Annotated in this window: 5 protein-coding genes; all 5 read left to right on the top strand. The window is 61.6% G+C overall.

From position 1 onward, the window contains the following. Window positions 1-24: 24 nt before the first annotated feature. Window positions 25-978: an ABC transporter permease gene (locus EJA72_RS01685; protein WP_157709809.1), complete on the top strand. Its 954-nt coding sequence runs from the start codon at window positions 25-27 to the stop codon at window positions 976-978. Beyond that, window positions 975-1,811 (top strand): ABC transporter permease, encoded by an 837-nt coding sequence (locus EJA72_RS01690; RefSeq protein WP_157709810.1) that lies wholly within the window; start codon window positions 975-977, stop codon window positions 1,809-1,811. Before EJA72_RS01685 ends, EJA72_RS01690 begins: the two co-directional genes overlap by 4 nt. 2 nt (window positions 1,812-1,813) lie before the next feature. Beyond that, on the top strand, window positions 1,814-3,460 hold the full coding sequence (locus EJA72_RS01695) for an ABC transporter ATP-binding protein (protein ID WP_157709811.1): 1,647 nt from the start codon (window positions 1,814-1,816) through the stop codon (window positions 3,458-3,460). An 86-nt stretch (window positions 3,461-3,546) separates the two neighbouring features. Continuing rightward, the gene (locus tag EJA72_RS01700) at window positions 3,547-4,728 is read left to right on the top strand and encodes a hypothetical protein (RefSeq protein WP_157709812.1); all 1,182 of its coding nucleotides are present in this window, start codon (window positions 3,547-3,549) and stop codon (window positions 4,726-4,728) included. A 319-nt stretch (window positions 4,729-5,047) separates the two neighbouring features. After that, window positions 5,048-5,923, top strand: a complete 876-nt coding sequence (locus EJA72_RS01705) for a LysR substrate-binding domain-containing protein (protein WP_157709813.1) — start codon at window positions 5,048-5,050, stop codon at window positions 5,921-5,923. Window positions 5,924-6,000 lie beyond the last annotated feature (77 nt).

Here is a 6,000-nt window from a genome sequence, read left to right on the forward strand (position 1 = left end):
TTTGATTAGCTGGAGCCTGCAAGCATGGCTGATTTTCTGTTACGCAAATTGTTGGCGTTGATTGCGACCCTGTTGTCGGTGTCGCTGATCGTATTCGTCGCCCTCGAACTGAACATCGAGGACGTGGCGATCAACGTCCTTGGCCCCTACTCCGCCGCCGACCAGCGCGCCGCCTGGCTGCTGGAACATGGCTACAACCAGCCGTTCCTGTGGCGTTACCTGGTGTGGCTGAAGGACTTCATCAGTGGCGACTGGGGCACTTCGGTGCACTTTCGCGAGCCGGTGATCAACTTGTTGCTGCCTAACCTGGCACAAACCCTGATCCTCGCCGGGCTGGCGTTGTTGGTGATGGTGCCGGTGGCCCTAACCCTCGGCATTCTGGCCGGTGTGCGCCAGGGCTCGGCGCTTGACCGGCTGGTGTCGTTCCTGTCGATCGTCACCACGTCCATTCCCGATTTCGCCAGCGCGGTGTTTGTCTCGGCCATCTTTGTGTTTTGGCTCAACTGGCTGCCCGGCGTGAGCAGCATGAGCGAGGGTTTCAACGCGGCCGAACTGGTGCTGCCGCTGATGGTGCTGTGCCTGTTCGGCATCGGTTACCTGGCACGCATCACCCGCGCCTCGATGGTCGAAGTGATGCAGGCCCCGTACATCCGCACCGCTCGGCTAAAGGGTGCATCGACTTCCCGGATCGTGCTGCGCCATGCCCTGCGCAATGTGCTGATCGCGCCCATCACGGTGATCATGCTGTACATCCCGTGGCTGCTGTCGAACGTCATCGTGGTCGAAGTGTTCTTCGCCTACAAAGGCTTCGGCTCGTTGCTCTACACCGCTTCTCTGAACCACGACGTCTACCTGATCGAAGCTTGCGCGATGATCAGCGGTGCCGTGGTTGGCGCGACGAAAATCTTTTCCGACCTGGCCTACACCTGGCTCAACCCGCGCATCACCTTGCGCAGTCTTGGCGGAGGTGGCCAATGAGCTTCCTGCAATCGTTCAAACATCCCCTGGCGTTGCTGGGCTTGCTACTGGTCGGCGGCTGGGTGCTGGTTGCGGCTTTTGCGCCGTGGCTAGCCCCCCATGATCCGCTGGCAAGCTTCAGTCCGTTGCTTACGCCGATGACCGCTGACCCCGACGGCCAGAGCTTCCTGCTGGGCACCGACGTGATTGGCCGGGACATTCTTTCGCGGCTGATCTGGGGCACCCGCACGGTGCTGTTCTGGTCGATCCTCGCCACGCTCACCGCGTTCGCCGTGGGCATTGCCATGGGCTTGTGCGCCGGCTACTTCAACGGCAAGGTCGATGCCTTTCTGTCGTACGTCGCCGACACCGTGCTGTCGTTCCCGGTGCTGGTGTTGTACATCGTGATCATCATCGCCCTCGGTGCTTCGGCGCTGAACATCCTGATTGCGGTGACCTTCACCAGTGCCCCGGCGATCTTTCGCATCATGCGCGCGCTGACCATCGACATCCGTTCCCGGGACTACGTGCTCAGCGCCATCACCCAGGGCGAAGGCTCGTTGCGCATCATGCTGGTGGAAATCCTGCCCAACTGCGGCGGCCCGCTGATCGTCGATTTCTGCCTGCGCATCGGCTACACCGCGATCATGATCGGCGCCCTCGGCTTTCTCGGTCTCGGCCTGCCACCCCCCACCCCGGACTGGGGCGGCATGATCAACGAAGGCCGCAGCATGGCCATCGCCTTTCCGCACCTGGTGATCTTCCCGTGCATTGCCATCTCCACCCTGATGCTGGGCCTGAGCCTGCTGGCGGATGGTCTGGACGAACACGCCCAGAAAGGCGCAAGGAGCTGAGCATGAGTCAACAACAAGTACTGAGCGTCGAAAACCTCTCCATTGAACTGCCCGCGGGCGCCGACCGCAGCCATGCCGTCAAAGGCATCAATTTCGACGTGCGCAAGGGCGAAATTCTCTGTGTGATCGGCGAGTCCGGCTCAGGCAAATCCGTGCTGTCGGCGGCGATCATGGGCGACTACGCCAAAGGCCTGCGGCACAGCGAAGGGGTGATCGATTTCCTGGGCGACGACATTTGCCGCATGTCGCAAGACACCTTGCGCCAACTGCGTGGCAATCGCATCGCGATGATTTTCCAGGAGCCGATGGCCGCCTTGAATCCGGCGATCCGCATCGGCCAGCAGGTCGAGGAAATCTTCGACATTCATGCGCCGCAAATGCCCGCCGCGGAGCGCCGCGAACGCATGCTCGCGCTGCTCGACTCCACCCATTTGCCCGACCCGCCAAGAATTGCCAACAGCTTTCCCCATCAGCTTTCCGGTGGCCAGTGCCAACGTGTGGTGATCGCCATGGCCCTGGCCATGAACCCCGATCTGTTGATCGCGGACGAACCGACCACGGCCCTCGACGTCACCACCCAGGCGCAAGTGCTCAAACTGGTGCGCGAACTGCGCGGTCGTGGCCAGCACGGGATTCTGTTCATCACCCACGACTTCGGCGTGGTCGCCGAGATCGCCGACCGCATTGCCGTGATGGAAGGTGGGTGCCTGGTGGAAATCGGTGAGCGTGATCAGGTGCTCAACGCTCCCGCTCATCCTTACACCCGCAAACTGATCGCCGCCGTGCCGGCGCTTCACCCGGAACTGCACGTCCCCAGCGCCGACGGCGAACTGGCACTGCGCATCGAGCACTTGAACAAAACCTACAACGTCGGCGGCCGCTCAGTGGCGGCGCTCAGGGATGTCTCACTGCAACTGCCACGGGGCAAGACGCTGGCGATTGTCGGTGAGTCGGGTTCGGGCAAGAGCACACTGGTCAAAGCGGCGATTCGCCTGGTGGACAGCGACAGTGGCCATGTGTGGGTGGGTGACACCGACTTTCTCGCCTTGAGCAGCGCAGCACTGGCGGCCAATCGGCGACGCATCCAGATGATTTTCCAGGACCCTTACGGCTCGCTCAATCCGCGCCACCGGGTCGGCGACATCATCGCCCGCGCCGCGCAACTGCGCGGGCTGTCGGCCAAAGATGCCTGGACCGAGGCTGGCGACTTGCTGGAGCAGGTCGGGCTCAAACGTGACGCGCTCAAGCGCAAGCCCCGGCAGTTTTCCGGGGGGCAGCGCCAACGCATCGGCATTGCCAGGGCACTGGCGATGCGCCCGGAAGTGCTGATCGCTGACGAAAGCGTCTCGGCGCTCGATGTCTCGGTGCAGAAACAGGTGCTGGAGTTACTTGCCGAACTGCAACAACGGCTGAACCTGAGCATTTTGTTCATCACCCACGACCTGCGGGTCGCGGCGCAGATCAGCGACTACATCGCGGTGATGCGCCAGGGCGAAGTGGTGGAATACGGCACAGCGGAACAGGTGTTGCTGCGCCCACAAAACGCCTACACCAAGACCTTGCTGGCGGCGGCTCCCGGCGCTTCGGCGATACCGGTGGCGTCCGTCCCGGAACAACCACTGAGGCTGATCCGACCTCAAGCCAACTGACCCACACCACCCTTTCCCCCTGCCGCTGCATGTGCCGCGGCCCGGGCTGCTGTTGCCAACAATAATCAGAAACAGGGAGTAAGACTTTGCGCACATCCACCCCTCGCGCTATCCGTTCCATCGCATCGATCGCACTGTTTGGTGCCTTCGCTGCACCCGCCATGGCCGTCCAGGTCACGGAAAATCTCGACCTCGGCGGCGCCGTTCGAGCCCGCTGGGATTACGATCCGGACCGCGACATCCAGAACTTCGGCCTGGACACTGCGTACCTCAGCGCCAAGTACAACTCTGACACCTGGATCGGTGACGCCCAGTACCGTTTCTACGGACGCTCCTATCCTTACAAGTACACCAAGAACTACGGCGATATCCAATTCGCCAAGTTCGCGTGGGTCGGCTACAAATTCAACCCTGACCAGCAAGTGCAGGTCGGTTTGAACACCGTGCCGTTCGGTTTGCAGCCCTACTTCGGCAGCACCTTCTACGAAACCCTGGGCAACGTCATCGGCCTGGAAGATGTGCAGCAAATCGGTGCCAAGTACGTCCAGCAAAGCGGCGACTGGAACGTCCAGGCCGGTTACTACCTGCGCCCGGCGTGGCAAGGTAAAGGCACCAGCAACGGCGTGACCTACTCAAGCGTCGTGTCCGAGGCGGATAGCTATGTCGCCGATGGCAGCAATAACCAGGAACGCAACACCGTGGCGCTGCGCGTCGCCAAGGCGCTGGACCTGGGCTCGTGGAAATCCGAAGTCGGGGTGTCGGGCCTGACCTCGTCGATTGAGAACAAAGACACCAACAACGATGGCCGGCGCAATGCCGTGGCCGTGCATTACCTGGGCAAGAACGGCCCATGGGGCGTGCAGTTGCAGGCGGCGCGCCAGCAAATGTCGCCGCGTAACCCCGGCAGCGACGAACTGGTGACCCTTGGCGGCTACGACGGCACCTACAACGTCGCCAGCCGCGGCAATCTGTATGTGGCAGACCTGAGCTACGACGTGGCCGGCAAGTACGTGTTCGATCAGATCAGCGGCGTAAAGCTGTATGCCAACTACAGCGCATTCGACAAATCCGCCGACGAGTTCAAGACCTCCCAGCGAATGATCCTCGGCACCTCGTTCTCCGTCAGCAAGTTGTGGGTCTATACCGAATGGCTGTACGGCAAGAATGATCCGTACATTGGTGGCAGCAGCTATACCCAGAGCCTGGGGGCTGGCGGGACGGATCATTGGGAGAATCAGTTGTACATGAACATCGGCTATTACTTCTGATCCAGACTATTTGGCGCCCTCACAGGCGCCATCGCTGGCAGGCCGGCTCCCACAGGGAATGGGTGAACGCCATAGATCCAATGTGGGAGATTCAGTTGTACATGAACATCGGCTATTACTTCTGATCCAGAGTAGTTGGCGCCCTCACAGGCGCCATCGCCAGCAGGCCAGCTCCCACAGAGGATGTGTGAACGCCATAGATCCAATGTGGGAGCTGGCCTGCCGGCGATAGCGTCTGCCGAAACAACACTTGCATCAGCTCATTGCCAATAGTCAGATAGGCGCTACAAAACATCCTCAAAACAATGAGCCCTCCCCCATGCGCCAACTGCCCTCGCTCAACATGCTGCGCGTCTTCGAAGAGGTCGCGCGGCATCGCAGTTTCAGCCAGGCAGCCCTTGGATTGAACGTCACCCAAGGTGCGGTGAGCCGACAGATCAAGCAGCTCGAAGACTACCTTGGCGTGGCGCTATTCATCCGTACGCCGCAAGGCCTGTCACTGACCGAAGCCGGTCTCGCCCTCTCCCCGCAACTGAGCGATGCCTTTGACCACCTCGAACGCGCGCTGCAAGCGGTGCGCGTGCCCAACCTGCGTCAGCGCCTGCGGATCGTCGCGCCACCGACCTGGGCCACGCGCTGGTTGTCGGCGCACCTGCGCGCCTTTTGCCAACGCTACCCGGATATCAGCCTGAGCGTGACCCACCAAAGCGGCCACGACAGCCTGGCGGAAATCGACTGCCACATCCGCTTCGGCCTCGAAGCGGCCAGTCATTGCCACAGTCAGCTGCTGGTGATGGAACGGCACATCGCCGTGGCCAGCCCGGAGCTGTTCATCGACGGCCGTCCGCCGGACCTGCGGCAGTTTGCGCTGCTGCATATCCTGCACGACGGCAAACGCCTGAAGGTGTGGGAGAACTGGTTGGCGGCGATGGGCCGGGACGATGTCGATGCGGGGCAAGGGCTGGAGTTCAGCACGCTGGATCAGGTGATCCATACCGCACTGGCCGGCGGCGGCCTGGCGGTGATAGACCGGCAGATGATCGGGAAGGAACTGGCCAACGGCAGCCTGTTGCCGATCACTCCGGTGGAAGTGATCGGGCCATATGGCTATTGGCTGGACGTGGCGAACGACAAGCAGGGATTGTCGAAGGTGCAGCTGTTTACCCAGTGGTTGGGGTTGGTCAGCAATCCCTGAATCACCGCCCCCCCTGTAGGAGCGAGCTTGCTCGCGATGGTGTGTCAGCAACACTGATGTCGACTGACACTCCATCG

Origin of the sequence: Pseudomonas sp. PB120 (assembly GCF_009761815.1) — a bacterium.
GTDB lineage: Bacteria > Pseudomonadota > Gammaproteobacteria > Pseudomonadales > Pseudomonadaceae > Aquipseudomonas.